The sequence below is a fragment of the Desertibaculum subflavum genome (assembly GCA_003576705.1).
Classification (GTDB): Bacteria; Pseudomonadota; Alphaproteobacteria; order Ferrovibrionales; family Ferrovibrionaceae; genus Desertibaculum; species Desertibaculum subflavum.
The window spans coordinates 25,879-50,842 of the sequence record QOZS01000040.1; the positions used below are offsets into that span (position 1 = coordinate 25,879).

General features: G+C 68.9%; 26 protein-coding genes. 16 read left to right on the forward strand and 10 right to left on the reverse strand.

The features are described 5' to 3' along the window. The first annotated feature begins 34 nt into the window (after nucleotides 1-34). Nucleotides 35-1,723, forward strand: coding sequence for an N-acyl-D-amino-acid deacylase family protein (locus tag DT074_RS19500; RefSeq protein ID WP_119421540.1), 1,689 nt, complete (start codon nucleotides 35-37; stop codon nucleotides 1,721-1,723). Here the strand turns inward: DT074_RS19500 and DT074_RS19505 are convergent. Further along, entirely contained in the window at nucleotides 1,720-2,373 is a 654-nt protein-coding gene (locus DT074_RS19505; protein ID WP_119421541.1) for a DsbA family oxidoreductase, read from the reverse strand. The two genes, DT074_RS19500 and DT074_RS19505, sit on opposite strands and share 4 nt — an antisense overlap. Before the next feature lie 70 nt (nucleotides 2,374-2,443). Here DT074_RS19505 and DT074_RS19510 point away from each other — a divergent pair, with 70 nt between their 5' ends. Next, nucleotides 2,444-3,208, forward strand: coding sequence for an SDR family NAD(P)-dependent oxidoreductase (locus DT074_RS19510; RefSeq protein WP_119421542.1), 765 nt, complete (start codon nucleotides 2,444-2,446; stop codon nucleotides 3,206-3,208). Between the two features lie 6 nt (nucleotides 3,209-3,214). Here the strand turns inward: DT074_RS19510 and DT074_RS19515 are convergent, their stop codons facing one another. The 7 genes from DT074_RS19515 to DT074_RS19545 form a co-directional block, all read right to left on the reverse strand. Next, entirely contained in the window at nucleotides 3,215-4,306 is a 1,092-nt protein-coding gene (locus DT074_RS19515; protein ID WP_119421543.1) for an alanine racemase, read from the reverse strand. After that, nucleotides 4,296-5,543, reverse strand: coding sequence for an MFS transporter (locus DT074_RS19520; RefSeq protein ID WP_119421544.1), 1,248 nt, complete (start codon nucleotides 5,541-5,543; stop codon nucleotides 4,296-4,298). Before DT074_RS19520 ends, DT074_RS19515 begins: the two co-directional genes overlap by 11 nt. 5 nt (nucleotides 5,544-5,548) lie before the next feature. Next, nucleotides 5,549-6,241 carry an SDR family oxidoreductase gene (locus tag DT074_RS19525; protein WP_119421545.1) on the reverse strand — a complete coding sequence of 231 codons (693 nt, stop codon included), beginning with the start codon at nucleotides 6,239-6,241 and terminating at the stop codon, nucleotides 5,549-5,551. A gap of 76 nt (nucleotides 6,242-6,317) precedes the next feature. Beyond that, nucleotides 6,318-7,553, reverse strand: a complete 1,236-nt coding sequence (locus DT074_RS19530; RefSeq protein WP_368744782.1) for a class I SAM-dependent methyltransferase — start codon at nucleotides 7,551-7,553, stop codon at nucleotides 6,318-6,320. Further along, nucleotides 7,550-8,320 (reverse strand): DUF1365 domain-containing protein, encoded by a 771-nt coding sequence (locus tag DT074_RS19535; protein ID WP_119421547.1) that lies wholly within the window; start codon nucleotides 8,318-8,320, stop codon nucleotides 7,550-7,552. The genes DT074_RS19530 and DT074_RS19535 overlap by 4 nt, the downstream gene beginning before the upstream one ends. Then, complete coding sequence (locus DT074_RS19540; RefSeq protein ID WP_119421548.1) at nucleotides 8,317-9,639, reverse strand: NAD(P)/FAD-dependent oxidoreductase; 1,323 nt, start codon at nucleotides 9,637-9,639, stop codon at nucleotides 8,317-8,319. The genes DT074_RS19535 and DT074_RS19540 overlap by 4 nt, the downstream gene beginning before the upstream one ends. Continuing rightward, the gene (locus DT074_RS19545; protein ID WP_119421563.1) at nucleotides 9,639-11,060 is read right to left on the reverse strand and encodes a cryptochrome/photolyase family protein; all 1,422 of its coding nucleotides are present in this window, start codon (nucleotides 11,058-11,060) and stop codon (nucleotides 9,639-9,641) included. Before DT074_RS19545 ends, DT074_RS19540 begins: the two co-directional genes overlap by 1 nt. Nucleotides 11,061-11,177: 117 nt before the next feature. Here DT074_RS19545 and DT074_RS19550 point away from each other — a divergent pair, with 117 nt between their 5' ends. From DT074_RS19550 to prfB, 7 genes are all read left to right on the forward strand, one after another. Next, nucleotides 11,178-11,408 (forward strand): DUF6898 family protein, encoded by a 231-nt coding sequence (locus tag DT074_RS19550; protein WP_119421549.1) that lies wholly within the window; start codon nucleotides 11,178-11,180, stop codon nucleotides 11,406-11,408. A gap of 88 nt (nucleotides 11,409-11,496) precedes the next feature. After that, complete coding sequence (locus tag DT074_RS19555; RefSeq protein WP_119421550.1) at nucleotides 11,497-12,411, forward strand: ABC transporter permease subunit; 915 nt, start codon at nucleotides 11,497-11,499, stop codon at nucleotides 12,409-12,411. Then, nucleotides 12,408-13,682 (forward strand): high-affinity branched-chain amino acid ABC transporter permease LivM, encoded by a 1,275-nt coding sequence (gene livM / locus DT074_RS19560; protein ID WP_119421551.1) that lies wholly within the window; start codon nucleotides 12,408-12,410, stop codon nucleotides 13,680-13,682. The genes DT074_RS19555 and livM overlap by 4 nt, the downstream gene beginning before the upstream one ends. Further along, a complete protein-coding gene (locus DT074_RS19565) occupies nucleotides 13,679-14,482 on the forward strand; it encodes an ABC transporter ATP-binding protein (protein ID WP_119421552.1) in 804 nt (267 codons plus the stop codon). The genes livM and DT074_RS19565 overlap by 4 nt, the downstream gene beginning before the upstream one ends. A 14-nt stretch (nucleotides 14,483-14,496) precedes the next feature. Further along, nucleotides 14,497-15,207 carry an ABC transporter ATP-binding protein gene (locus DT074_RS19570; RefSeq protein ID WP_119421564.1) on the forward strand — a complete coding sequence of 237 codons (711 nt, stop codon included), beginning with the start codon at nucleotides 14,497-14,499 and terminating at the stop codon, nucleotides 15,205-15,207. Nucleotides 15,208-15,302: 95 nt separating this feature from the next. After that, a complete protein-coding gene (locus DT074_RS19575; RefSeq protein WP_119421553.1) occupies nucleotides 15,303-16,415 on the forward strand; it encodes a branched-chain amino acid ABC transporter substrate-binding protein in 1,113 nt (370 codons plus the stop codon). A gap of 81 nt (nucleotides 16,416-16,496) precedes the next feature. Then, nucleotides 16,497-17,616 (forward strand): peptide chain release factor 2 gene (gene prfB, locus DT074_RS19580; protein ID WP_119421554.1). Its coding sequence is split into 2 segments (ribosomal slippage): nucleotides 16,497-16,565 and nucleotides 16,567-17,616, totalling 1,119 coding nucleotides; the frame shifts between segments, so codons are not numbered across the junction. Nucleotides 17,617-17,626: 10 nt separating this feature from the next. Here prfB and phnF read toward each other — a convergent pair. Continuing rightward, complete coding sequence (phnF, locus tag DT074_RS19585; RefSeq protein WP_119421555.1) at nucleotides 17,627-18,352, reverse strand: phosphonate metabolism transcriptional regulator PhnF; 726 nt, start codon at nucleotides 18,350-18,352, stop codon at nucleotides 17,627-17,629. Nucleotides 18,353-18,466: 114 nt separating this feature from the next. Here phnF and phnG point away from each other — a divergent pair, with 114 nt between their 5' ends. Genes phnG through DT074_RS19620 form a run of 7 tightly spaced genes read left to right on the forward strand, consistent with a single transcriptional unit; the run spans nucleotide 18,467 to nucleotide 24,144 of the window. Beyond that, entirely contained in the window at nucleotides 18,467-18,943 is a 477-nt protein-coding gene (gene phnG / locus DT074_RS19590) for a phosphonate C-P lyase system protein PhnG (protein WP_119421556.1), read from the forward strand. A 2-nt stretch (nucleotides 18,944-18,945) separates the two neighbouring features. Next, nucleotides 18,946-19,533, forward strand: coding sequence for a phosphonate C-P lyase system protein PhnH (gene phnH / locus DT074_RS19595; protein WP_368744783.1), 588 nt, complete (start codon nucleotides 18,946-18,948; stop codon nucleotides 19,531-19,533). A gap of 4 nt (nucleotides 19,534-19,537) precedes the next feature. Beyond that, the gene (locus tag DT074_RS19600; RefSeq protein ID WP_119421557.1) at nucleotides 19,538-20,644 is read left to right on the forward strand and encodes a carbon-phosphorus lyase complex subunit; all 1,107 of its coding nucleotides are present in this window, start codon (nucleotides 19,538-19,540) and stop codon (nucleotides 20,642-20,644) included. Next, nucleotides 20,641-21,522, forward strand: a complete 882-nt coding sequence (locus DT074_RS19605; RefSeq protein WP_119421558.1) for an alpha-D-ribose 1-methylphosphonate 5-phosphate C-P-lyase PhnJ — start codon at nucleotides 20,641-20,643, stop codon at nucleotides 21,520-21,522. Before DT074_RS19600 ends, DT074_RS19605 begins: the two co-directional genes overlap by 4 nt. Next, the gene (gene phnK, locus DT074_RS19610) at nucleotides 21,519-22,295 is read left to right on the forward strand and encodes a phosphonate C-P lyase system protein PhnK (RefSeq protein WP_119421559.1); all 777 of its coding nucleotides are present in this window, start codon (nucleotides 21,519-21,521) and stop codon (nucleotides 22,293-22,295) included. Before DT074_RS19605 ends, phnK begins: the two co-directional genes overlap by 4 nt. Before the next feature lie 2 nt (nucleotides 22,296-22,297). Beyond that, nucleotides 22,298-23,008 carry a phosphonate C-P lyase system protein PhnL gene (gene phnL / locus DT074_RS19615; RefSeq protein ID WP_119421560.1) on the forward strand — a complete coding sequence of 237 codons (711 nt, stop codon included), beginning with the start codon at nucleotides 22,298-22,300 and terminating at the stop codon, nucleotides 23,006-23,008. After that, nucleotides 23,005-24,144, forward strand: coding sequence for an alpha-D-ribose 1-methylphosphonate 5-triphosphate diphosphatase (locus tag DT074_RS19620; protein ID WP_162915026.1), 1,140 nt, complete (start codon nucleotides 23,005-23,007; stop codon nucleotides 24,142-24,144). The genes phnL and DT074_RS19620 overlap by 4 nt, the downstream gene beginning before the upstream one ends. On the opposite strand, the gene DT074_RS19625 is transcribed toward DT074_RS19620, so the two are convergent. Beyond that, nucleotides 24,141-24,836 carry a DUF1045 domain-containing protein gene (locus tag DT074_RS19625; RefSeq protein ID WP_119421562.1) on the reverse strand — a complete coding sequence of 232 codons (696 nt, stop codon included), beginning with the start codon at nucleotides 24,834-24,836 and terminating at the stop codon, nucleotides 24,141-24,143. The two genes, DT074_RS19620 and DT074_RS19625, sit on opposite strands and share 4 nt — an antisense overlap. Nucleotides 24,837-24,964 lie beyond the last annotated feature (128 nt).

A 24,964-nucleotide genomic window follows, 5' to 3' on the forward strand; every position in this document is an offset into this window, starting at 1 on the left:
TCCGGACGAAGGATCGAACAGGGGAGGGAGTGACGTGCACGATCTCGTCTTCCGCAACGCCCGCATCTGCGACGGTCTCGGCAATCCGATCCGCGAGGGCGAGCTTGCCGTCAGCGGCGGCCGCATCGCCGCCATCGGCGAAGATGTCGGGCCGGCGCGCGAAACCGTCGATGCCGAGGGCCTCGTGCTGGCCCCGGGCATCGTCGACCTGCATACGCATTTCGATGCCCAGCTGACTTGGGACCCTTACGCGACTCCGTCGGTCGCGCTCGGCTGCACCACGGTGGTGATCGGCAATTGCGGCTTCACCATCGCGCCCTGCCGGCCGGCCGACCGCGATCTGACCTTGCGCAACCTGACCCATGTCGAGGGCATGTCGCTGGAGGCGCTGCGCGCCGGGGTGAACTGGGAGTTCGAGAGCTATCCCGACTATCTCGCCGCGCTGGAGCGGCGCGGCAGCGTGCCGAACGTCGCCTCCTTCGTCGGCCACTCTTCGGTCCGCACCTATGTGCTGGGCCCGGACGCGGCGAAGCGCGCGGCCACCAAGGCCGAAGTGGCGGAGATGAAGCGCATCGTCATCGAGGCGGTGCAGGCGGGCGCGGTGGGCTTCGCCACCTCCACCCTCGAGCAGCACAACGGCGAGAACGGCATCCCCATGCCGTCCCGCCTCGCCGACGCGCATGAGATGCGCGAACTGACCGGCGCGCTGGGCGAGGCCGGCCGCGGCGTATTCATGCTGACCAAGGGCATGACCTCGACCATCCCCTGGCTGGAGGAGATCGCCGCCAATAGCGGCCGGCCGGTGATGATCGCCGCCATGTTCATCGACCCGAACGATCCCGAGCGCGTGTTCCGCGAGTTCGGCGAGATCGAGGCGGCACGGTCCCGCGGCCGCGAGCTCTGGGGCCAGGTCGGCTGCTTCCCGCTCGGCATGGAGTTCACCATCCATCACCCCTATCCGCTGGAGGCATTGATGGCCTGGCGTCCGGCGATCGAGGCCGAAGGATCGGAAGCCTATCGCCGCGTGCTGGCGGATCCCGCCTTCCGCGCCGCCGTGAAGGCCGAGGCCCGCGGCAAGGGGGGCGTGCCCAATCGCTTCTCGTATCACCAGTTCGATCATCTGACGGTGAAGACGGTTACCAGGCCCGACCACGCGGACCTGGTCGGCCGCATCGCCGCCGATCTCGCCCGTGCGGCGGGCAAGGACCCGTTCGACTGGCTGCTCGACTTCGCGCTCGACGGCGAGCTCGATGCGCTCTTCGACTGCAAGCTGTTCAACACCGACGAGGGCCGGGTGCGCGACCTGCTGGTGCATCCGCACGCGGCGGTGGCGCTCTCCGATGCCGGGGCGCATCTCTCCTTCCTCTGCGATGCCGGCTTCGGCCTGCACCTGTTCGGCCACTGGGCGCGGGATCGAGGCGATCTCGGGCTGGAACAGGCGGTGCAGTCGGTGACCAGCCGCGCCGCCGATATCTACCGCATCAAGGATCGCGGCCGGCTGGTGCCGGGCGCCCATGCCGACCTGATCCTGTTCGATCCGAACACGGTCGGCCGCGGGCCGAAGCGGCGGATGAACGATCTTCCGGCCGGTGCGAGCCGGGTCGACACGCCGGCTGTCGGCCTCACCGGCGTCTGGGTGAACGGCGTGCGCGTGGCGGACGAGAAGGGGCCGATCGCCGATTGCGGCAGGCCGGGCCGCTTGCTGCGGGATTTCGCCGACTAAGCCGGCTGCGCCGCCTTCTCCAAAGCCTCGCGGGCGGCGAGGTCGATCACGTTGAGGATCACCTCCGGGTCCTGGGCGCCGGACAGCGCGTAGCGCCGGTCGAACACGAAGCAGGGCACGCCGCGGATGCCCATCTCGCGGGCCATGCGATCCTCCGACTTCACCAGCTCGATATCGCGCCCCTCGGCGAGATGGCGCGCCACCAGCCCGGCATCCATGCCGGCTTCCGTCGCGACTTCGACCAGGACCTCGTGGTCGCCGATATCGTCGCCCTGCACGAAATAGCGATGGAACAAGCCCTCGACCACCCGGTGCTGGTGGCCGCTGGACGCCGCCCAGCGGATCAGCCGGTGCGAGGCGAGCGTGTTGGGGGTGCGGCGGATGCGGTCGAAATCGATGCCGAGGCCCTCGCGCTCCACCGCCTCGATCACCGGGGAGTAGGCACGCTTCGCCCGCGCCTCGCCGCCGAACTTGGCGGCGAGATAGCTCTGGCGGTCCATGCCTTCGACCGGCATATCGGGGTTGAGCTGGAACGGCCGCCAGCCGATCTGCACGTCGAGCTCCGGCCGGTCGGCCAGCGCGCGTTCCAGCCGGCGCTTGCCGATGAAGCACCAGGGGCAGATCGTGTCCGAGACGATATCGATCAGCATATTGAAATTGTAGGCAGAATTCGCCCTCCGGGCCAAGCCCCGGCAGCAAATCGTGAGGAGTCGTGAGCGAATGCAGGCAGCCTATCGATTGGACGGGACCACGGCGATCGTGACCGGCGCATCATCGGGTCTCGGCGAGCGCTTCGCCCGCGTGCTGGCCGGGGCCGGGGCCAAGGTCGCCATGCTGGCCCGGCGCGCCGACCGGCTGGAGAAGCTGGCGTCGGAGATCGGAGACCAAGGCGGCGCGGCGATGCCGGTCGCCTGCGATGTCACCGATGTGGAGGCGATCCGCCGCGCGGTGGAGCAGGTGGAGCAGAAGCTCGGGCCGGTCGACGTGCTGGTGAACAATTCCGGCGTGACGGTCACCAAGCGGGCGATCGACAGCACGCCGGAGGATTTCGACCGCATCCTTTCGACCAACCTGCGCGGCGCCTTTTTCATGTCGATCGAAGTGGCGAAGCGCATGGCGGCGGCCAAGCGCAAGGGCCGTATCGTCAACGTCGCCTCGTCGATCGCGCTGAAACAGCTCGCCATGGTCTCGATCTACGGCATTTCCAAGGCGGGCCTGGTGCAGATGACCAAGGCCTTCGCGCTGGAATGGGCGCGCTACGACATCTCGGTCAATGCCATCTGCCCCGGCTATATCGTCACCGAGCTGAACGAGGATTACTGGCAGACCGAGGGCGGCAAGAAGCTGGTCGAGAAGCTGCCCAAGCGCCGCGTCGGCGAGCCGGCCGATCTCGACGGCATCCTGCTCCTGCTCGCCTCCGAACAGGCCTCCCGCATGTTCAACGGCGCGGTGATCGCGGTGGATGACGGGCTGGCGGTGACCTGACGCCGCTTACCATCCGTTGCAGCGGTCCCACACGGCGACCACTTCGTCGCCGCCGTCGACCACGTGATATTGCTCGTGCATCGCCGCCATCATGCAGACGTGGTTGGGCAGCACGCGCACGCGCTGGCCGACCACGGGGTCGACCTTGGCGCCGGGATCGGCCGGGTAGACATGGCCGTGCTCCTGGCTGACCTTGGCGACCTTCCAGGGCTTGCCGAGCACGCGGCCGAAACCTTCCAGGCTCTGGTCCTGCGAGAGGGCGAGGGCGCCGGCATCGATCATCGCCTTCGAGCCGTCCGATTTATGCCCGACCACGGAAGCGAGCACGCTGACGGCGATGTCCTCCGGCGCGCAGACGCCGAGCTGGGACTGGAACAGATCCATGAAGCAGAACACGCCGGGGCGCATCTCGGTCACGCCATCGAGATTGCGGGCGAACATGGCGGTCGGCGTGGAGCCGACGCTGACCACCGGACAGGCGAGGCCGGCTTTGCGCAGGCGGCCGGCGGCATCGACCATGGTGGCGCGCTCCTGCTCCGCCACGGCGACGATGTCGTTGGTCGAGGGGCAGGCATAGGAATGGCCGGCATGCGTCAGCACGCCATGCAGGGTGGTGCCCGGACCGGCCGCCAGCACGCGGCCGAGCTCGATCAGCGCCGGGTCGTCGACGAACAGGCCGGCGCGGCCGCCGCCGGAATCGATCTCGATCATCACCTTGAAGGTGACGCCGAGCTCCTGGCCGCGCTGGGAAGCCGCGTGCGCCGCCTCCACATCGTCGGTGATCAGCTTGAGGTCGGCGCCGCCCTGCATCAGATGCGCCGCCTCGTCGAGCTTGGACGGCACCAGGCCCACGCCATAGGTGATGTCGTGGATGCCGTGGTCGAGGAAGTAGCGCGCCTCCTTCAGGGTGGAGACGGTGATGCCGTCGCCGCTCTCGCCCAGGATCATGCGGGCGACGTCGATCGATTTCGCCGTTTTCATGTGCGGGCGCAGGCGGACGCCGAGTTGCTTGGCACGGGCCTGCATGCGGGCGACGTTGCGCTGCAACGCGCGGCGGTCGAGCACGAGGGCGGGGGTCGGCAGGTCGTCAAGACGCATGGCGTGGCTCCTGGGCCGGGCGGCTTTTCTCCGGCACCCTGATATAGCCGATCGCGGCGAGGGTAAGCGAGGCGGCGAGCAGCCCGAACATGGCGCGGAAGGCGGCCTCCGGCAGCACCGTGGCGTCGGCCCCGGCCACCGCGCCGATGACCAGCCCGGTCAGCCACTGCATCAGCGCGGCGCCGCCCATGGTGCCGATATTGAACAGCGTGACGGCGCGGCCGACCAGATGGTCGGGCGCGATGGCGCGGCCATGCGCCACCACCAGCACGAAGCCGCCGCTGGCGAATCCGACGCCGACCAGCAGCGTCGCCACCGCCCAGAGCGGCAGGCCCGGGATCAGGGCGAGCAGCGCCAGCATGGCGATAGTGGCGAAAGTGCCGGCCAGCGCCGGGCGCTTGCGCGAGCCGAACAGGCGATCCAGCGGCCCGAAGGCAAGATAGCCGACCACATTAGCGATGCCGATGGCGAGCAGGACGTTACCGGCCGCGACCTTGGAGAGGCCATGGACATGGGCGAGATAGGGGCCGCCCCAGAGGCCCAGGATGGTGATGCCGGCGGCATAGACGGTTAGGTTCATGCCGAAGATGCCGGGCGTGCGGCGGTCGCGGGCGACGGCGAGGACGCCGCGCAGCGCCTCGCCAAGGGTCTCGCCGCGCGCCGGCGCGGGCTTACCGTCCGGCCCGTCGCGCACGGTCAGCGCCAGGACGGCGAACATCACGGCGGTCGCGCCGGCCATGGCGAAGAAGGCGCCGCGCCAGCCGGTCGCCTCGGCCAGGAGGGCGAGCGGCGTGGTGGCGAGCAGGCTGCCGGCCGATCCAAGCGCGACGAAGATGCCGGCCACGGTGCCGAAGCGGTCGGCGGCGAACCAGCGCGCGAACAGCACCAGCGGTCCGACCAGCAGCGCGCTGGTGCCGATGCCGAGCAGGGCCCGTCCGAGGCCGAGCGTCCCGAGGTCGCGGCCGACGGCGAATACGACGGCGCCGAGAACCGCCATGATCATCAGGCTCAGCATCACCCGCTTCGGTCCGTAGCGGTCGAGCAGGATGCCGACCGGCAGCTGGCAGCCCGCAAAGATGATGAAGAACACGCCGGTGAGGAGGCCGAGATCGGCGGGTGTCAGCGCCAGCTCGCGCATCAAGTCGGTGCCGATCACGGCATTCGCCGCGCGGAAGAAATGGCTCAGCATGTAGGCGGCGCTGACCGCCGCCACCAGGCGCAACACAAACCCTGACATGCTTGCTACCAGGCGAGCTCGGCGCCGGTGTAGTCGTAGAAGCTGCCGCTCGTCTTGGGCGTAAGGCCGGCGATCACCTTGCGGAGCCCCGCCACGCTGTCGGCCGGCTTCACCGGCGCGCTGGCCCCGCCCATATCGGTCGCGACATGCCCCGGATGCAGGGCCACGGTAAGAATCCCCTTGCTCGCCAGCTCCGCCGCCATGGTGCGCACGACCGAGTTCAGCGCGGCCTTGGTCGCCCGGTAGGCCAGATAGCTGCCGGTATTGTAGGTGTGGCTGCCGAGCCGGCTCGACATCATGGCGACGATCTTCTTTTCGCCGGCCAGCAGGTTGGGCAGGAAGGCCTCGGCCACCTTGGTCGGCGCGATGCAGTTGACGTTGAACGCCTTGAGCCAGCTATCCGCATTGCTGTCGCCAAAGCTCATGGCGTCGCGCACGGCGACGCCGGCATTGTTCATCAGCAGGTCGATCGGCTGGCCCTTGAGCTCGGCGGTGAGGCGCGCCAGCGCCTTCGGATCCGTCACTTCCGCCTCGTGCACCGTGACCTTGACGCCGCTCGCCTTGGCGAGATCGTTCAATTCCATCGCCTTGGCCGGATCGCGGCAGACGGCGAAGACGCGCCAGCCCTCGCCGGCGTACTGCTTGACGAATTCGAGGCCGATGCCCCGATTGGCGCCGGTGATCAGAACGCTCGGCATGGTTCCCTCCCACAGAGACGGGCGGGATCATAGCCGGGTTTGGCGCGCGAACGATGCGCGCCCGCTTCCGGTCTGCTCAGCGCGCCACGGCGATCTGCTTGACGTCGATGGTGCCGGCGCGGAACCCGCCGGCGCAGTAGGCGAGGTAGAAATCCCACATGCGGCGGAACCGCTCGTCGAAGCCGAGCTCGCGGATGCCCGGCCAGGCGGCGAGAAAGCGCGTTCGCCAGCGCGAGAGCGTCTCGGCGTAGTCGTTGCGAAAGCCGTGATCGACCAGCCACGCCATGCCGGCTGCCTCCACGTGGCGGCGCAGCGCAGCGGGCGAGGGCAGCATGCCGCCGGGGAAGATGTATTTCTGGATGAAGTCCATCGAGCGGCGGTAATCGTCGAAATAGCGGTCGTCGATGGTGATCACCTGCAGCGCCGCCCGCCCGCCCGGCTTCAGGCAATCGCGCAGCTTGTCGAAGAAGACCGGCCAGTAGCGCTCGCCCACCGCCTCCAGCATCTCGATCGAGGCGACGCGATCGAACCGGTGATCGAGGTCGCGATAGTCACGCAGCTCGATTTTGACCCGCTCGGCCAGGCCCTCCTCCTGCACGCGCTTCGCGGCATAATCGTGCTGAGCCCGGCTGATGGTGATGCCGGTGACCTTGCAGCCGATCTCGCGCGCGGCGAAGCAGGCGAAGCCGCCCCAGCCGGCGCCGATCTCCAGCACCTCGTGGTCGGGGCGGACCTCGGCCAGCGCGGCGATGCGGCGGTATTTGTTTGCCTGCGCCTGTTCCAGCGGCTCGTCCGCCGCCGCGAACACGGCGGAGGAATAGGTCATGCTGGGATCGAGCCAGCGGGCATAGAACTCGTTGCCGAGATCGTAGTGGCTGGCGATGTTGCGACGGCTGCCTTTGCGGGTGTTGGCCTGCAGGGCGAACAGGGCCCGGCGGGCCAGGCGGCGCCAGGGTTTGCCCAGCAGCGGGTCGTCGAGCGCCTGGTTGGCGGCGGCCCATTCGACCAGCGCGACCAGATCCGGGCTGTCGAAGTCGCCGTCGAGATAGCTCTCGGCTACGCCGATATTGCCGCCGGTCAGGAGACGCCGGGCGAGCCGCTCGTTCTTGAGGTGAAGCTCGGCATCGGGCCCCGTTTGGGCGCCGGCCACGCGGACGCGTCGACCGTCGGGCAGCCTTACCGTCAGGCTGCCGCGCCCGGCGGCGCTGGCCGCGATCAGCCCCATACGCGTCCAACGCGAAACCCCGGTCAGCGACCAGATCTCACGCGCGCCCGCCGGCGCGACGGCTTCCTCGCCCCCTGTCCCCGTCATTCGGCTCTCCCCAACGTCACCTGCTCGGCCGGCGCCGGCGGGCGTTGGTGCAATCGTGCCCCTTTTATCCAGAGGCGCAATCCCTCCCAATGGATGGCCCCGATGACCTTGACAGCCATCAGGGGGTGGGTTGCCAAGCATTTCAGCAGGTTCAGGTCGCCGAACGGAAGCCGGCGCGCCCGGTGGGTCGCGATCAGCAGGTCGCCCGCCGCATCGGATTGCCGGATGGCGATGCTCATCCGCTCGCCCGGCGGGCGGATGCGGAAGCGATAGCGGCAGTCCATGCCGATGAAGGGCGAGACATGGAATTGCTTCTGCGCTTCCTGCCGCACGATGCCCTCGCCCGCGACCGGGATCAGATAGGCATGCTGCTCGCCGAAGGTGTTCTTCACCTCGTGCAGGATGGCGACCAGCCGCCCGGCCCGGTCGTGGCAGAAGAACACGCTGAGCGGGTTGAACACATAGCCGAAGATGCGCGGGAAGCAGAGCAGGCGGATCGCGCCATCCGCCGGCAGGTCGGCCGCGCGCAACTGGCGCTCGACCCAGGGCCGCAGCCTCGAGCCGTCGCGCGGGCCGTGATCGCGGTCGTGGAAGGCGAATGGGCGCGCCGTGTTGTAGCCGAACAGCCGGCTCGACCCGGCGACCTCGCTTACGCGGTCGATGTCGAGGCAGATCGAGAACACGCGGTAGGCGAAGCGATGCGCGAACGGCCGCAGGCGGCGATGCTTGACCTCGCCGACATAGAGGCTGGCCGCCGGCTCGCTCATGCGGCGCGTCTTGGCAACGCGGCGTCGTCGCCGGTCGGTTGGGCCCAGCGGGGCGGCGCGCCCAGTGCGGCCGCTACCAGCATGGCGGAATGCAGGCCGTCCTCATGGAAGCCGTTGCGGGTCCAGGCGCCGCAGAACCAGCGCCGGTCCTGGCCCTGGATCGCGGGCAGGTCGTGCTGGGCGGCGATCGCGGCGTGATCGAACAGCGGGTGCATATAGTCGAAGGCGGCGACCACCCGATCGCCGGCCGGCTCGCGCGGCGGGTTCAGGCTGACGAAATAGTCGCCGGCCGCATCGAGCCGCTGCAGCCGGTTCATCCAATAGGTCACGCCGACCTGCTTCGTCATCTCACGCGGTCCTTCGGCGAGGTAATTCCAGCTTGACCATACCTTGCGCCGCGCCGGCATCAGGCACGGGTCGCGGTGCAAGATGGCCCGGTTCGGCTGGAAGCGGAAGGCGCCGAGCACGCGCCGCTCCGCCGCCGTGGGCGCGTCCAGCATGGCGAGCGCCTCGTCGGCATGGGTGGCGATCACCACCTGGTCGAAGGCGCGGATATGGCCGGTCGCGTCGGTCAGCACGACACCGTCGGGCGTCGCGGCGACGCGCCGGATCGGCGTGCCGGCGACCGGCCGCTGCGGCAGGCGCTCGACCAACCGGTTCATATAGGTGCGGGCGCCGCCGGTGACGGTGCGCCAGTTCGGCCGGCCGGCGAGGCGGAGCAGGCCGTGGTTCTCGAAGAAACGCACGAAGCTCGCGGCGGGGAAGGCGAGGATGGCGCTCATCGGGGCCGACCAGATCGCCGCCGCCATCGGCAGCAGATAGTCGGTGCGGAACGAATGGCCGAAGCGATTGTCGTCCAGCCACTGGCCGAGCGGGCAGCCCTGCAGCGCGCCGAGCGCCAGCGCCCGCGGCGCGAGGCGGTTGAAGCGCAGGATCTCGCCGACCATGGCGAGGAAGCGCGGCCGCAGCAGGTTGCGGCGCTGGGCGAAGACGGTGTCGAGATTGTCGCCCGACCATTCGAGACGGCCCTGGTCGAGGCTGACCGAGAAGCTCATGTCGCTCGGCTGCGTCGCGATGCCGAGCTCGCCGAACAGGGCGAGCAGGTGCGGATAGTTGGTGTCGTTGTGGACGATGAAGCCGGTATCGATGCCGAACCGGCCCCGAGGATCGTCCACCTCCACCGTGTTGATATGGCCGCCGAGGCGCGGCAGCGCCTCGAACACCGTCACCTGGTGGCGCCGGCTCAGCAGATAGGCGGCGCCGAGGCCGGCGACCCCGCTGCCGATCACCGCGATATTCTGGCCCCCTGGCACCGGCACTACGCCGCCTCCTTCACGCTCCCGAAGGCGGCGAGCGCGCGGGCGCGGCCGGCCGCATGGTCGACGATCGGATGGGGATAAGTATGGCCGAGTCGGATGCCGGCGTGCTCTAGCACCGCCCGCGGCGCCTCCCACGGCCGATGGATCCATTGCGCGTGGAGGCGGGCCAGCTCCGGCACCCAGCGGCGAACATAGTCGCCTTCGGGGTCGAACTTCTCGCCCTGCAGCACCGGGTTGAAGATGCGGAAATAGGGCGCCGCATCGGCGCCGCAGCCTGCCACCCATTGCCAGCTCGCCGAATTGTTGGCGAGGTCGGCATCGACCAGCGTGTCCATGAACCAGGCGGCACCCTCGCGCCAGTCGATCAGCAGATGCTTGATCAGGAACGATGCCACGACCATGCGCACCCGGTTGTGCATCCAGCCGATGCGCCAGAGCTCACGCATGCCGGCATCGACGATCGGATAGCCGGTCAGCCCCTTCTGCCACGCGCGCAGGCCGGCCGGATCGTGGCGCCAGGGCAGGCTGTCGAATTCCGGCTTCAGCGCGCGCTCCGGTAGGTCGGGATGGCGCAGCAGCAGATGACGGGAGAATTCGCGCCAGCCGACCTCGCGCAGGTACGCCTCGGCGCCGGCCACATGGCCGTCGGCGATCTCGCGTCGGCGCACCGCGTGCCATATCTGCCGCGCGGTGACCTCGCCGAAGTGCAGGTGCGGCGACAGTCGGGACACGCCGGCGCGGTCCGGCCGGTCGCGCTCGGCGCCATAGGTCGGAAGCGCGCTGTCCAGGAAGGCCTTGGCCCGCGCATGGGCGCCGGCTTCGCCGGGTGTCCACCATTCGTCGAACTCGGCTGCCCAGTCCGGCTTCGTCGGGCAGAGCTTCCAGTCGCTGAGCGCGTGGGATGCCACCGGCTTGTCGGCGCGGCGCAATTCCCGCGGCGCCGGCAGCGGGCGCGCCGGCTCGGGCTGGGCCAGGCAGGCCTTCCAGAACGGCGTGAACACGCTGAACGGCTCGCCGGCGCGGGTACGCAGCCGGTCCGGCGCGAACAGAAAATCGGCGGCATGCTCCTCCACCGCAACACCTTGCGCGGCGAGGCCGCTGCGTAGCGTGCGGTCCGCCGCCCGGCGGTCCGGCAGCGTCGACGCATTCCAGGCAATGACGCCGGCCCCCGATTCGCGGGCCAGCTCGCTCAACGCCTGCATCGGATCGCCCCGTCGCAGCACCAGGGGCACGCCCCGTGCGGCGAAGCTGTCGGCGAGGGCGGCGAGCGAATGGTGGAGCCACCAGCGGCCGGCGCCGCCGGCCCCGCCTTCCAGGATATAGACGGGCAGGACCGCGCCGCGGGCTGCGGCGGCGGTCAGGGCCGGGTTGTCGGCGAGGCGCAGATCCTCGCGGAACCAGACGATCGTCGTTTGCTGCATCGGGCCCATCCGGCCGTTCACGCTGTTGAGAACTGGACGGTATACGCAGGCGACCGGCTGTCGGATTGCCGGGGCAGGTACCTGCCCGGCGCTGCCCAACCCGGCTATTCTGTCGGCATGGACGACGGCGTGCTCTACGAGATCCAGTGGCTCGGCAACAGCGCCCGGGTCAGTGCGATCGATCCGAAGACCGGGGTGGAGGCCACCATCGTCGCCCCGGCCAATGCCACGGAATTCGATATGAAGGCGCTGGCGCGCCGGAAGCTCGTCTACCTCCTCAATCGCCGGAAAAAGAGCCCGCAAGGCGGCGGGTCGGCCGGCGACGGCCGGGGCGGCATCGTGGTTTAGAGTTGCCGGGGCCCGAATCGGCCCGATAATTGAACGACAACGGCAAGGCTTCACGGCCCAGGTTTCACGGCGGAGCGCGATCACGGGGATGGAGTATTTCCTGCAGCAGGCCATCAACGGCCTGACGCTCGGGGCCATCTACGGCCTGATCGCCATCGGCTACACGATGGTCTACGGCATCATCGGCATGATCAACTTCGCCCATGGCGAGGTGTTCATGATCGGGTCGTTCCTGACCGTGATCTTCATCACCGTGCTGGGCTCGCTCGGCATCCATCCGACCTTCACCATCATCGCCCTGGTCCTGCTGCTGGTCATTCCGTTCACCGGGGTCTGGGGCTGGTCGATCGAGCGGGCCGCCTACCGGCCACTGCGCGGCTCGTTCCGCCTCGCCCCGCTGATCTCAGCCATCGGCATGTCGATCTTCCTGCAGAATCTGGTGCAGTTCCTGCAGGGCGCCCGCAACAAGCCGATCCCGGTGGTCGTCCCCGGCGGCTTCACCCTGGTGGAATCGGACGGCTTCCCGGTGCAGGTGCGCTGGCTGCAGATCGTCATCGTGGTGATGACGGTCGCGCTGATGATCGGCCTGACGACGCTGATTCACCGCACCAGGTTCGGCCGCGCCCAGCGCGCCTGCGAGCAGGACATGAAGATGGCGATGCTGCTGGGCATCGACGTCAACCGCACCATCTCGGCGACCTTCGTGCTCGGCGCCGGCCTCGCCGGCATCGCTGGCGTGATGGTTGCCTACTACTACAACGTGGTGAACTTCTACGACGGTTTCCTCGCCGGCCTGAAGGCCTTCACCGCCGCGGTGCTGGGCGGCATCGGCTCGGTGCCGGGCGCCATGCTGGGCGGCCTGCTGCTCGGCCTGATCGAGGCCATGTGGTCGGCCTATTTCTCGATCGAGTACAAGGATTTCGCCGCCTTCTCCATCCTCGTCCTGGTGCTGATCTTCCGTCCGACCGGCATTCTCGGCCGGCCGGAGATCGAGAAGGTATGACCGTGCCGGCGATGCTGCGCGACGCCGGCCTAGCCGCGCTGGTCGCGCTGGCGCTCGCCCTGCCGGTGGTCGGCATCCGCACCGTCGATACCGGTGCCGTGCTCGGTCTCGACTATCGCTTCGGCTGGGTCGCCATCGCCGTGGGAATCGTGTTCGGCGGCCGACTCACGGCACTGCTCCTGTATGACCGGCTGCCCAGGGGGCCGCGCCGGATCCGGACGAAGGGGCTGGCCGGCAGGTCACGCACCCTCGTGCGCTATGCGGCGGTCGCGTTCATCGTCTTCGCCGCGGCGTTGCCGCAGCTGCCGTTCTCCGACCGCTATGTCGTCGACACCGCGACCCAGGTGCTGATCTACGTGATGCTCGGCTGGGGCCTCAACGTCGTGGTCGGCCTCGCCGGCCTGCTCGATCTCGGCTATGTCGCGTTCTATGCGGTCGGTGCCTATTCCTATGCGCTGCTGGCGAAGAATTTCGGCCTGTCGTTCTGGGAATGCCTGCCGCTGGCCGGCGCCTTCGCCGCCTTCTTCGGCATCCTGCTCGGCTTCCCGGTGCTCCGCCTGCGCGGCGACTACCTCGCCATCGTCACGCTCGGCTTCGGCGAGATGATCCGCATCCTGCTGATCAACTGGACGACGTTGACGGGCGGTCCGAACGGTCTCACCAGCATTCCGCGGCCGGATTTCTTCGGCCTCGCCTTCACCCGAAGTCCCGCCGCGGGCGAGACGGCATTCCACGAATTCTTCGGCCTCGCCTTCTCGACCCAGCACCGCATCACCTTCCTCTACTACCTGATCCTGATTCTCGCCCTGGTGACCGGCTGGGCGGTGGAGCGCATGCGGCGCCTGCCGGTCGGGCGCGCCTGGGAGGCTTTGCGCGAGGACGAGATTGCCTGCCAGTCGCTCGGCATCAACCGCACGACGACCAAGCTCACCGCCTTCGCCATCGGCGCCAGCTTCGGCGGCTTCGCCGGCTCGTTCTTCGCCACCCGCCAGGGCTTCATCAGCCCCGAGAGCTTCACCTTCATCGAGAGCGCCACCATCCTCGCCATCGTCGTGCTGGGCGGCATGGGCAGCCAGGTCGGCGTGGTGCTGGCGGCGACGGTGCTAGTGCTGCTGCCCGAGGTATTCCGCGACCTCGCGCATTACCGCATGATGGTGTTCGGCCTCGCCATGGTGCTGATCATGGTGTGGCGGCCGACCGGCTTCGTCACCCAGCGCACGCCGACGGTCAGGCTCTCCGACTTCACTCCGGATCCGGGAGCGGCGCGATGAGCGAGCCGCTGCTCAGCGTGCGCAACCTGACCATGCGGTTCGGCGGCCTCACCGCGGTCGACGACGTGTCCTTCGACGCCGACCAGGGCGCCATCACCGCCGTGATCGGCCCGAACGGCGCCGGCAAGACGACGCTGTTCAACTGCCTGACCGGCTTCTACCGGCCCTCGTCCGGCGCATTGCACCTGCAGGCGGCGGGCCATGTCCATCGGCTGGAGCGCATGCAGGGCCACCGCATCGCGCGTCGCGCCCGGGTCGCCCGCACCTTCCAGAACATCCGCCTGTTCCCGGGCATGACGGCGCTGGAGAACCTGCTGATCGCCCAGCACAACGACCTGATGCGCGCCTCGGGCTTCACCTTCCTCGGCATCTTCGGCTGGCCCGGTTACCGCCGGGCGGAGGCGGCGGCGGTGGAGAAGGCGCGCTACTGGCTCGCGCGCATGGGCATGGAAGAGCGCGGCGACGACCTCGCCGGCCAGCTTCCCTACGGAGCCCAGCGCCGGCTCGAGATCGCCCGCGCCATGTGCACCGAGCCGGTGCTGCTCTGCCTCGACGAGCCGGCCGCCGGCCTGAACCCGAGGGAGTCCGCCGAGCTCAACCAGATCCTGCTGCTGATCCGGCGCGAGCATGGCTGCGGCATCCTGCTGATCGAGCACGACATGAGCGTGGTGATGGGCATTTCCGACCGCGTCGTCGTGTTGGAATACGGCCGCAAGATCGCCGAGGGGACGCCGGCCGAGGTGAGCCGCGATCCGAACGTGATCCGCGCCTATCTCGGCGAGGAAGAGAGCGCCGCCTGATGCCGGGCTTCCCCATGCTCGAGGTTCGCGGCCTGCATGCTCGCTACGGCGCGATTGAGGCGCTGCGCGGCGTCGACATCGACGTGGCGCAGGGCGAGATCGTGACGCTGATCGGCGCCAACGGGGCCGGCAAATCCACGTTGCTGATGACGATCTGCGGCCAGCCGCGCGCCAGCGCCGGCAGCATCCGCTACGAGGGCCGCGATATCGCCGGGCTCGCGACCTTCGAGATCATGCGCCTCGGCATCGCGCAATCGCCCGAGGGCCGGCGCGTGTTCCCGCGCATGACGGTGGAGGAGAACCTCAAGCTCGGCGCCACCGTCGCCGACGTGAAGCACTACGATGCCGACCTCGCGCGGGTCTACAAGCTGTTTCCGCGGCTGGAGGAGCGCCGGGCGCAGCGCGGCGGCACGCTGTCGGGCGGCGAGCAGCAGATGCTGGCGATCGGCCGCGCACTGATGGGCCGTCCGCGCCTTCTGCTGCTGGACGAGCCCTCGCTCGGCCTGGCGCCGATGCTGGTGAAGCAGATCTTCGCCACCATCCGCGAGATCAACGCGGCCGAGGGCGTCACCATCTTCCTGGTCGAGCAGAACGCGTATCACGCGCTGCGGCTGGCCCATCGCGGCTATGTGATGGTGAACGGACGCATCACCCTGGCCGGGCCGGCCAGCGATCTTCTGGCCAACCCCGAGGTCCGGGCGGCCTATCTGGAAGGCGGCCATTGAGAGCTGCTTTTGCCGGCTGCGCCGGCTTGCTACAGTTGCATGAACGCCGCTCTGCGGCGTGCGACATTGGAAACACTCAGGGAGAGCAGGGAACCATGACGCGACTCTCGACCCTTCTGTTGGGCACGGCCGCTCTGGCGCTGTTGGCGGGCACCGCGACGGCGCAGATCAAGATTGGCGTCGCCGGGCCGATCACCGGCGATCTCGCGGCCTTCGGCGAGCAGCTGAAGCGCGGCGCCGAGATGGCGGTGGCCGACATCAACGCGGCCGGCGGCGTCAACGGACAGAAGCTGGAACTGACCGTCGCTGACGACCGCTGCGACCCGAAGGAGGCCCGCTCGGCGGCCGAGAAGCTGGCCAACCAGAAGGTGGTGTTCGTGGCCGGGCATTTCTGCTCCGGCTCCTCGATCCCGGCTTCCGAGGTCTACAAGGAAGAGGGCATCCTGCAGATCTCGCCCGCCTCGACCAATCCGGTCTTCACCGAGCGCGGTTATCAGAACGTGTTCCGCGTCTGCGGCCGCGACGACCAGCAGGGCATGGTGGCCGGCACCTATATCAGCCAGCGCTTCAAGGGCAAGAAGGTCGCCATCGTCCACGACAAGTCGCAATACGGCAAAGGCCTGGCCGACGAGACGCAGAAGCAACTGAACAAGATTGGCATCAAGGAGGTCATGTACGAGGCGATCAATCCGAAGGAGAAGGACTACTCGGCGCTGGTCAGCAAGCTGAAGCAGGCCGGTGTCGACGTGATCTATTTCGGCGGCTATCACCCCGAGGCCGGCCTGATCGTCAAGCAGTCGCGCGAACAGGGCTTCAACGCCCAGCTGATGTCGGGCGACGCGCTGGTCGACAAGGAATTCTGGGCCATCGCGCAGAAGGCGGGCGAGGGCACCCTGATGACTTTCGACGCCGATCCGCGCAAGGATCCGCGCTCGGCCGCCGTGGTGCAGAAGTTCAAGGCGCAGGGCTACGAGCCGGAGGGCTACACGCTCTACACCTATGCCGCCGTGCAGGTCTTCGCCAATGCCGCCAAGGCGGCTAAGTCGACCAAGCACGAGGACCTGCTGAAGGCGGTCAAGGCAGGCAGCTTCGACACCGTGCTCGGCCCGATCAAGTTCGACGCCAAGGGCGACGTCTCCAACCCGGCCTACAAGGTCTATGTCTGGAAGGACGGGAAATACGACTACGTCGACGGCAAGGGCCAGTAACCGGGCCTTTCGTCCTTTGACCTTCGGGGCCGCGGCACCTATGTTCCGCGGCCCCGAACCATTTCTGACCACGGGCTTGTCATGCGTGCCGATATCGAAAATCTAGCCGCCGAGGCCAAGGCCTCGCTGGAGCGGCTGAGGAGGCATCTTTGACTGGGATGTCTCGCTGCGTCGTCTCGACGAACTGAACGCCAAGGCGGAAGCCCCGGATCTCTGGAACGACCAGGAAGCGGCGCAGAAGCTGCTGCGCGATCGCACGCGCCTGGAGACCCAGATCAACGGCATCCGCGAGCTGGAGCGTGACCTCGACGATTCGGTGACCTTGGCCGAGCTCGGCGAGGCCGAGGGCGACGAGAGCTCGATCGAGGAGGCGCGCGCGACGCTGGCCGGCATCCGGCAGCGCGTCACCCAGCGCGAGCTGGAGGCGCTGCTCTCCGGCGAGGCCGACGGCAATGACGCCTTCCTCGAAGTGCATGCTGGCGCCGGCGGCACCGAGAGCCAGGACTGGGCCAACATGCTGCTCCGCATGTATGTGCGCTGGGCCGAGCGCAAGAAGTACAAGGTCGAGTGGATCGAGGAGAGCGAGGGTGAGGAGGCCGGCATCAAGTCGGCCACCGTGCGCATCTCCGGTCCTAACGCCTATGGCTGGCTCAAGACCGAGAGCGGCGTGCACCGGCTGGTCCGCATCTCGCCCTATGATTCGAACGCGCGGCGGCACACCTCGTTCGCTTCGGTCGGCGTCTTCCCGGTGATCGACGACACCATCGAGGTCGACATCCAGGAGAAGGACCTGCGCATCGACACCTACCGCGCTTCGGGCGCGGGCGGCCAGCACGTCAACCGCACCGACAGTGCGGTGCGCATCACCCATATGCCGACCAATATCGTGGTGCAATGCCAGGCGGAGCGCTCGCAGCACAAGAACCGCGCCCAGGCGATGTCGATGCTGAAGGCGCGGCTCTACGAGATGGAGCTGCAGAAGCGCGAGGCCGAGAAGCAGGCCATGCACGATTCCAAGACCGATATCGGCTGGGGCCACCAGATCCGCTCCTACGTCCTGCACCCCTATCAGATGGTGAAGGACCTCAGGACCGAGGTGGAGACGTCGGACACGCAAGGCGTGCTGGACGGCGATCTCGACAGCTTCATGGGCGCCGCGCTGGCCCAGCGCGTCGGCGCCGAGCGTCCGGCAGCGAACTGACGCTGCCGCCTCAATGCTCGACGATCAGCGTAACGAGATCGGCCGACATGCGCGTCACGCCGTATTCGATCGGCACGCCGTCAGGGTCGACATTCAGGCTTTCGGTCACCAGCACCGGCCGGCCGCGCTTGAGGCCGAGACGGCGGGATTCCTCCGCCGTCGCCGGGCGTGAGGAAATGCGGGTCCAGCGCCGCGTGTAGTCCTCGATGCCGAGCCGGCGCAGCGCCGTGGTGATCGAGTTGTCGGCCGGCAGCACCGCCGGCAGATCGGCCAGGCGCGATCTCGGGAAGTAGTGATCGGAGGTGCCGACCGGCCTGCCATCGGCCGAGCTCACGGCGATCAGCCGCCAAGTCTCTGCGCCGTCGGCGAGCTTGAGGTCGGCGGCCACCTCCTTCGGCGGAACGACGGCTATCACCTCGAGCACCTCGCGGCGCGGCGCACGTTCGCTGCGGCGAACGATCTCGTGGAAGCGTGTCCTCTGGCCGATCGCGTAGTCGAGTGAGCGCGAGCGGACGAAGATGCCGCGCCCGCGCTCGACCCTGAGCAGGCCGCGATCGGCGAGATGGGCGATCGCCTGGCGGACGGTGTGGCGGTTGACGCCGAAACGGTCGGCCAGCATGTGCTCGCTTGGCAGCTGAGCGCCGGCGGCGTAGGCCCCGCCGGCCACATCGGTTTCGATCGCCTGCGCGATCTGGCGCCAGATGGCGAGCGCGCCGCCCCGGTCGATCAGGCCCATATCGCTGTCCTTCCCCGCACTGTCACAGCACCGTCGCGAAACTTTTGCTTTCCTCACATCGCGACCGGCGTAGAGTAACAGATATAGACATCTAGACAAGTGGGGAAGTGGTCCATGGCGGCGATTTCCGAGGGCCAGAGCGGGACGGGGAGCGAGACGGCGGCGCGGCAGCGCTGGCTGGCGGTGCTGGCACGCACGCCGCGCGAGCGACTGGAGGCGGCGCTGTCTGAACTGATGCCGGCGCCGCGCTACCGCCCGCTGAAGCCGGCCGAGGCCGGGCTCGTCATGGTGCGCGGCCGGGCCGGCGGCACGGGCTCGCGCTTCAATCTCGGTGAGATGACGGTGACGCGGGCCGCCATCGCGCTGGAGGAGGGGCCGGTCGGCATCGGCTATGTGCCGGGCCGCGACCGCCGCCGCGCCGAGCTGGTCGCCGTGTTCGACGCCCTGCTGCAGCTTTCGGACCGCCGGGCATCGCTGATGGCGGCTTTGATCGAGCCGCAGGCGGCCGAGATCGAGGCGGCGCGCGCGAACCGCGCCGCCAAGGTGGCGGCAACGCGGGTGTCGTTCTTCACCATGGTGCGGGGAGAATAGCGATGCAGACGGTGACCTTGTCCGGCTTCGCCGAGCCGCCGCGCGATTCGCAAGTCACGTTCCGCGCCATGCTGGCGGCCATCGCCGAGCCCGGTTTGGTGCAGCGGGTCGAGCTCGCGCTTGACGCGCCGGCGCCGCTCGGCCGCGCGCTGGCCTCGGCCTGCCTGACCCTGCTCGATTTCGAGACCCCGGTCTGGCTCGCGCCCGGCATCGGCAAGGCGGCCGGCGACTGGATCGCCTTCCATACCGGCGCGCCTTTGGCGACCGATCCGGCGGCCGCGGCCTTCGCCGTGCTGGCGGAAGGCGACGATCTCCTGCCGCTCGACCGCTTCGCTCTCGGCAGCGACGAATCGCCCGAGCTCGGTGCCAGCCTGCTGGTCCAGGTGCGGGGCGTCGCGGCGGATGCGGGCGCGGTCTGGTTCGGCCCCGGCATCGAGACGACGCGGCGCGTCGCGGTCGACGGCATCGATGCCCGCTTCTGGCCGGCGCGGGCGGCGCTGGCGCCGCTCTTCCCGCGCGGGCTCGACATCTTCTTCTGCGCCGGCGACCGCGTGGTCGCGCTGCCGCGCACCACCAAAGTGGAGGGCTAGGCCCATGTATGTCGCGACCAAGGGCGGCGAGCAGGCCATCGCCAACGCGCATGCGCTGCTGGCCGAGGACCGCCGCGGCGACCCCACGGTGCCGGAGATCACGCCGGCGCAGATCCGCGAGCAGCTCCGTCTCGGCATCGACCGGGTGATGGCGGAAGGCTCGCTCTACGATCCCGACCTCGCCGCGCTCGCCCTGAAACAGGCGCGCGGCGACCAGGTCGAGGCAATCTTCCTGCTCCGCGCCTACCGCACCACCTTGCCCAGGCTCGGCTACAGCGAGCCGGTGGCGACGCCGGAAATGCGGGTGCACCGGCGCATCTCGGCGACCTTCAAGGAGATCGCCGGCGGCCAGATCCTCGGGCCCACCTTCGACTACACCCAGCGCCTGCTCGATCCGAGCCTCGCCGAAACGGGCGAGATCGCCGACGCGCCGGCCGCCGGGCAGGGCGTCGCCCATCCGCTGCCGCGCGTCGCTGACACGATCGGCCGCGAGGGCCTGCTCGAGCCCGACGCGGCGGAGCAGGACGATGGCCCGATCGCCGACCTGACCCGCGAGCCGCTGCGCTTCCCGGCCGACCGCGCCATGCGGTTGCAGGCGCTGGCCCGCGGCGACGAGGGCTTCCTGCTCTCCATGGGCTATTCGACCCAGCGCGGCTATGCCCGCAACCACCCCTTCGCCGGCGAGATCCGCATGGGCGAGGTGGCGGTCGAGATGGTGGCCCCGGAATTGGGGTTCGCGATCGACATCGCCGATATCTGCGTCACCGAATGCGACATGGTGAACCAGTTCAAGGGCTCGAAGACGGAACTCCCGCAATTCACCCGCGGCTATGGCCTCGTCTTCGGCTATGGCGAGCGCAAGGCGATGGCGATGGCGCTGGTCGACCGCTCGCTCCGCGCCGAGGAGCTCGGCGAGGAGATCACCGCGCCGCCGCAGGACCCGGAATTCGTGCTCTATCACTGCGACAATGTCGAGGCCTCGGGCTTCGTGCAGCACCTCAAGCTGCCGCACCATGTCGACTTCCAGTCCGAGCTGCATGTCGTGCGCGGCATGCGGGCCGAGGCGGAGAAGGCGCTGGCCGAAAGCCCGTTCAAGGAGGCCGCCGAATGACCGCCGACGGTTATAACTTCGGCTACCTCGACGAGCAGACCAAGCGGATGATCCGCCGCGCCATCCTGAAGGGCGTGGCGATCCCGGGCTACCAGGTGCCGTTCGGCAGTCGCGAGATGCCGCTGCCCTATGGCTGGGGCACCGGCGGCATCCAGATCACCGCCGCGGTGATCGGGCCGGGCGATACCTTGAAGGTGATCGACCAGGGCGCCGACGACACCACCAACGCCGTCAGCATCCGCAACTTCTTCGTGCGCATGTGCGATGTGGCGACGACCGAGCGCACCGCCGAGGCCAGCATCATCCAGACCCGCCACCGCATCCCCGAGCGCAAGCTCGCGCCCGGCCAGATCCTGGTCTACCAGGTGCCGATCCCGGAGCCCTTGCGCTGGCTCGAGCCGCGCGAGACCGAGACGCGCAAGATGCATGCGCTGCGCGAATACGGCGTCATGCATGTGAAGCTTTACGAGGATATCTCGGTCAAGGGCCGGGTCTCCACGGCCTACGACTATCCGGTCTTGGTCAACGGCCGCTACATCATGCGCCCCTCGCCGATCCCGAAATTCGACACCCCGAAGATGCACCGCATGGCGGCACTGCAGCTGTTCGGCGCCGGGCGCGAGAAGCGCATCTACGCCGTGCCGCCTTACACGGATGTCGTCCCGCTCGATTTCGAGGACCATCCCTTCACCATCGAGACATGGGACCAGGCCTGCGCGCTCTGCGGCGCGACGACCAGCTTCCTCGACGAGGTGATCCTCGACGACCGGGGTCGGCGCATGTTCGTCTGCTCCGACACCGATTTCTGCCAGGAGCGGCGCGAGGCCGGCCACCGGGGCGATGGCGGGCCCAACCCGCTCGAGGAGGCGGCTGAATGACCGACGATCCCGTTCTCACCGTCACAGGCCTCGCCAAGGCCTATGGCCGCCGCGTCGCCTGCCGCGACGTGTCGTTCGAGCTCTGGCCCGGCGAGGTGCTCGCTGTGGTCGGCGAGAGCGGCTCCGGCAAGACCACTCTGCTCAACTGCCTGGGCGGCCTGGTGCCGCCCGATGCCGGGCGCGTGCGCTTCCGCCGCCGCTCGGGCGAGGTGATCGACCTCGTCGCCGCCTCGGAAGCGCTGCGCCGCGCCATCCTGCGCGCCGAATGGGGCTTCGTGCGGCAGAACCCGCGCGACGGCTTGCGCTTCGGCGTCAGCGCCGGCGCCAATGTCGGCGAGCCCTTGATGGCGATCGGCGGCCGGCATTACGGCCATATCCGCGGCTCGGCCAGTGAATGGCTCGACGCTGTCGAGATCGATCCGGCGCGGATGGACGACCTGCCGTCGAGCTTCTCCGGCGGCATGCAGCAGCGCCTGCAGATCGCCCGCAACCTGGTCACGCATCCCGCCATCGTGCTGATGGACGAGCCGACCGGCGGCCTCGACGTCTCGGTGCAGGCCCGCCTGCTCGACCTGATCCGCCGCCTGGTGCGTGAGGCCGGCGTCGCCGCCATCGTGGTGACGCACGATCTCGGCGTCGCCCGCCTGCTCGCCGACCGCATGCTGGTGATGCGCCAGGGCTGCGTGGTGGAAGCGGGCCTCACCGACCAGCTTCTGGACGACCCGCAGCACGCCTATACCCAGCTGCTGGTCTCCTCCGTGCTGACGGTGTGACCATGCCCGACGACAAGACCGTGATGATCGCGATCGAGAGCCTCGCCAAGACCTTCACCCTGCACCTGCGCGGCAGCGTCGAGCTCCGCGTGCTGCAGGCCTTCTCCATGCAGGTCGAGACCGGCGAATGCGTGGTGCTGCGGGCACCGTCGGGCACCGGCAAGAGCACCGTGCTGCGCTCGGTATCCGGCAACTACCGGATCGGCGGCGGCCGCGTGGCAGTGCGCCACGAAGGTGAGATGGTCGATCTCTCAGCTGCCAGCCCGCGGACGGTGATGGAGATCCGCCGCAACACGATCGGCTATGTCAGCCAGTTCCTGCGCGTCATTCCGCGCGTCTCCGCGCTCGACGTCGTGGCCGAGCCGCTGATGGCGCGCGGCGTCCCTACGGACGAGGCGCGCGAGCGCGCTGGCACCATGCTCGGCCGGCTGCACATCCCGGCCAAGATGTGGGACCTGCCGCCGGCCACCTTCTCCGGCGGTGAGCAGCAGCGCGTCAACATTGCCCGCGTGCTCGCGGTCGACTATCCCATCCTGCTGCTCGACGAGCCGACCGCCTCGCTCGACGACGCCAACCGCGCGCTCGTGCTCGACCTGGTGCGGGAAGCGCGGGAGCGCGGGGCGGCCATCCTCGCGATCCTGCATGACGAGGCGAGCCGGGCGGCGGTGGCGACGCGTTATGTCGATCTGGCCCCGTTGGAGGCGGCTGCGTGATGTCGGAGTTGGTGTTCGGCAATGGGCGTATCGTCACCGCGGGAGCGGTGATTAATGGCTCCGTCAAGGTGGCGGATGGCAGAATCGCCGCCGTCGACGAAGGCCGCGCCGGCGCATCCGTCGATCTCGGCGGCGACTACCTGCTGCCCGGCCTGGTCGAGCTGCACACCGACAACCTGGAGAACCACGTCCAGCCGCGCCCCGGCGTGCGCTGGCCGATGCTTTCTGCGGTGATGGACCACGACGCCCGCATCGCCGGCGCCGGCATCACCACCGTTCTGGATGCGATCTCGATCGGCTCGATCCGCGATACCGGCATCCGCGTCGAGACCATGCGCGACATGATCGCCGGCGTCGCCAAGGCGAACGAGCGCGGCATGATGCGCGCCGAGCATCTACTGCATCTGCGTTGCGAGGTGTCGACGCCGGATCTGGTGGCGCAGTTCGATCCGTTCGTCGATACGCCCTTCCTGCGCCTCGTCTCGGTGATGGACCACACGCCCGGCCAGCGCCAGTTCGTCAACCTCGACAAGCACCACGAATACTACAAGGGCAAGTTCGGCATGTCGGACGCGGAGATCGCCGATTTCCACGTCAAGAAGAAGGAGCAGCAGGAACGCTGGTCGGCGCCGAACCGCGCGCGGGTGGTGCGGATGTGCCAGGAGCGCAGCATCCCGCTGGCGAGCCATGACGACGCCACGCCCGCCCATGTCGACGAGGCGATCGGCGACCGCATGGTGATCGCCGAGTTTCCGACCACGGTGGAGGCGGCGGCGCGGTCTCATGCGGCGGGCCTGCGCGTCCTCATGGGCGGGCCGAACGTGGTGCGCGGCTTCTCCCATTCCGGCAACGTCTCGGCGCTCGACCTCGCCCGGCGCGGCCATCTCGACATCGTGTCCTCTGACTACGTGCCGTCCAGCCTGCTGATCTCGATCTTCTCGCTGACCGACAGCGATTGCGGCATCGGCCTGCCCGCCGCGGTGGCGATGGCGAGCAAGATTCCGGCCGAGGCGGTCGGCCTCGACGATCGCGGCGAGATCGCGCCCGGCCGCCGCGCCGACCTGATCCAGGTCGGGGTGGTCGAGAACGTTCCCGTCGTCCGCGCGGTCTGGCGCGAGGGCCGCCGCGTCGCTTAAGCCCCGAACGGGAAGCGCCGCCGGATCCGGAACGGCGCGCCGGCCGCCGGCTGCTCGAACAGGACCAGCGCATCGACACGGAGCGGCTCGGCCGCGAAGCGCTCCACATGCGGCCGTAAGGCCTGCGCCGCCGTCGCGCGCTCAGCCCCGCCGAGCCGGCAGGTGAAGGTGAAGTGCAGGCGGAATTCCTCCATCACATAGGGATAGCCCCAGCGCTGCAGGTATTCGTCCTGGCGCGGCGACAGTCCGGATCTGCGCCGGCGCGCCAGCTCCGCTTCGCCGGCCGGGGCGCGGAAGCGATCGAACTCGCGCACGCAATCCGCCGCGAGGCCATCGATCCGCGTATCCGGACGCTCCGGCACCAGGGCCAGGAAGCCGGAGATCGCGCGCAGGACCAAGGGCGGCCCGTTGAACGCCGCTCGCGTCGCGGCGAATTGCGCGAGGGCCTGTTCGAGGTTGCCGATATCGCTGCCCGCGGCCAATCGAAATGGCGGCTTCATCGTCCCATGGAAGCCATAGCCGCGGGCATCTTCCGTGATCTCGGCCCAGCGTGCCGGCGCGATGCCGTCCATCGGAGGCTGCGGCAGCGCCGCGCCGGACTGCGCGTCGCGCCCGAGCAGGGCAGAGGCGGTCGCGTGCAGTTCGGAATCGGCGGGCGGCGCGAGATAGATCGCGTAACGTGAATCGGGCATGCGCCGAGATTAGAGCGGTTCACGGCTTTGTTGAATCGGCGGGGATTCCGGTTTTGGTCGATTTGTGATTCAAGATGCTGGCTGGAGCTGGAGGCCAGCATCGATGGCGCGACCTCTATCCAATGATC

What these genes read in the sequence shown, in the direction of transcription:
- DT074_RS19505 (WP_119421541.1), bottom strand. Translation starts at nt 2,373, where the DNA reads ATGCTGATCGATATCGTCTCGGACACGATCTGCCCCTGGTGCTTCATC.
- DT074_RS19510 (WP_119421542.1), top strand. Translation starts at nt 2,444, where the DNA reads ATGCAGGCAGCCTATCGATTGGACGGGACCACGGCGATCGTGACCGGC.
- DT074_RS19515 (WP_119421543.1), bottom strand. Translation starts at nt 4,306, where the DNA reads ATGCGTCTTGACGACCTGCCGACCCCCGCCCTCGTGCTCGACCGCCGC.
- DT074_RS19520 (WP_119421544.1), bottom strand. Translation starts at nt 5,543, where the DNA reads ATGTCAGGGTTTGTGTTGCGCCTGGTGGCGGCGGTCAGCGCCGCCTAC.
- DT074_RS19525 (WP_119421545.1), bottom strand. Translation starts at nt 6,241, where the DNA reads ATGCCGAGCGTTCTGATCACCGGCGCCAATCGGGGCATCGGCCTCGAA.
- DT074_RS19530 (WP_368744782.1), bottom strand. Translation starts at nt 7,553, where the DNA reads ATGACGGGGACAGGGGGCGAGGAAGCCGTCGCGCCGGCGGGCGCGCGT.
- DT074_RS19535 (WP_119421547.1), bottom strand. Translation starts at nt 8,320, where the DNA reads ATGAGCGAGCCGGCGGCCAGCCTCTATGTCGGCGAGGTCAAGCATCGC.
- DT074_RS19545 (WP_119421563.1), bottom strand. Translation starts at nt 11,060, where the DNA reads ATGCAGCAAACGACGATCGTCTGGTTCCGCGAGGATCTGCGCCTCGCC.
- DT074_RS19550 (WP_119421549.1), top strand. Translation starts at nt 11,178, where the DNA reads ATGGACGACGGCGTGCTCTACGAGATCCAGTGGCTCGGCAACAGCGCC.
- DT074_RS19555 (WP_119421550.1), top strand. Translation starts at nt 11,497, where the DNA reads ATGGAGTATTTCCTGCAGCAGGCCATCAACGGCCTGACGCTCGGGGCC.
- livM (WP_119421551.1), top strand. Translation starts at nt 12,408, where the DNA reads ATGACCGTGCCGGCGATGCTGCGCGACGCCGGCCTAGCCGCGCTGGTC.
- DT074_RS19565 (WP_119421552.1), top strand. Translation starts at nt 13,679, where the DNA reads ATGAGCGAGCCGCTGCTCAGCGTGCGCAACCTGACCATGCGGTTCGGC.
- DT074_RS19570 (WP_119421564.1), top strand. Translation starts at nt 14,497, where the DNA reads ATGCTCGAGGTTCGCGGCCTGCATGCTCGCTACGGCGCGATTGAGGCG.
- DT074_RS19575 (WP_119421553.1), top strand. Translation starts at nt 15,303, where the DNA reads ATGACGCGACTCTCGACCCTTCTGTTGGGCACGGCCGCTCTGGCGCTG.
- phnF (WP_119421555.1), bottom strand. Translation starts at nt 18,352, where the DNA reads ATGGGCCTGATCGACCGGGGCGGCGCGCTCGCCATCTGGCGCCAGATC.
- phnG (WP_119421556.1), top strand. Translation starts at nt 18,467, where the DNA reads ATGGCGGCGATTTCCGAGGGCCAGAGCGGGACGGGGAGCGAGACGGCG.
- phnH (WP_368744783.1), top strand. Translation starts at nt 18,946, where the DNA reads ATGCAGACGGTGACCTTGTCCGGCTTCGCCGAGCCGCCGCGCGATTCG.
- DT074_RS19600 (WP_119421557.1), top strand. Translation starts at nt 19,538, where the DNA reads ATGTATGTCGCGACCAAGGGCGGCGAGCAGGCCATCGCCAACGCGCAT.
- DT074_RS19605 (WP_119421558.1), top strand. Translation starts at nt 20,641, where the DNA reads ATGACCGCCGACGGTTATAACTTCGGCTACCTCGACGAGCAGACCAAG.
- phnK (WP_119421559.1), top strand. Translation starts at nt 21,519, where the DNA reads ATGACCGACGATCCCGTTCTCACCGTCACAGGCCTCGCCAAGGCCTAT.
- phnL (WP_119421560.1), top strand. Translation starts at nt 22,298, where the DNA reads ATGCCCGACGACAAGACCGTGATGATCGCGATCGAGAGCCTCGCCAAG.
- DT074_RS19625 (WP_119421562.1), bottom strand. Translation starts at nt 24,836, where the DNA reads ATGCCCGATTCACGTTACGCGATCTATCTCGCGCCGCCCGCCGATTCC.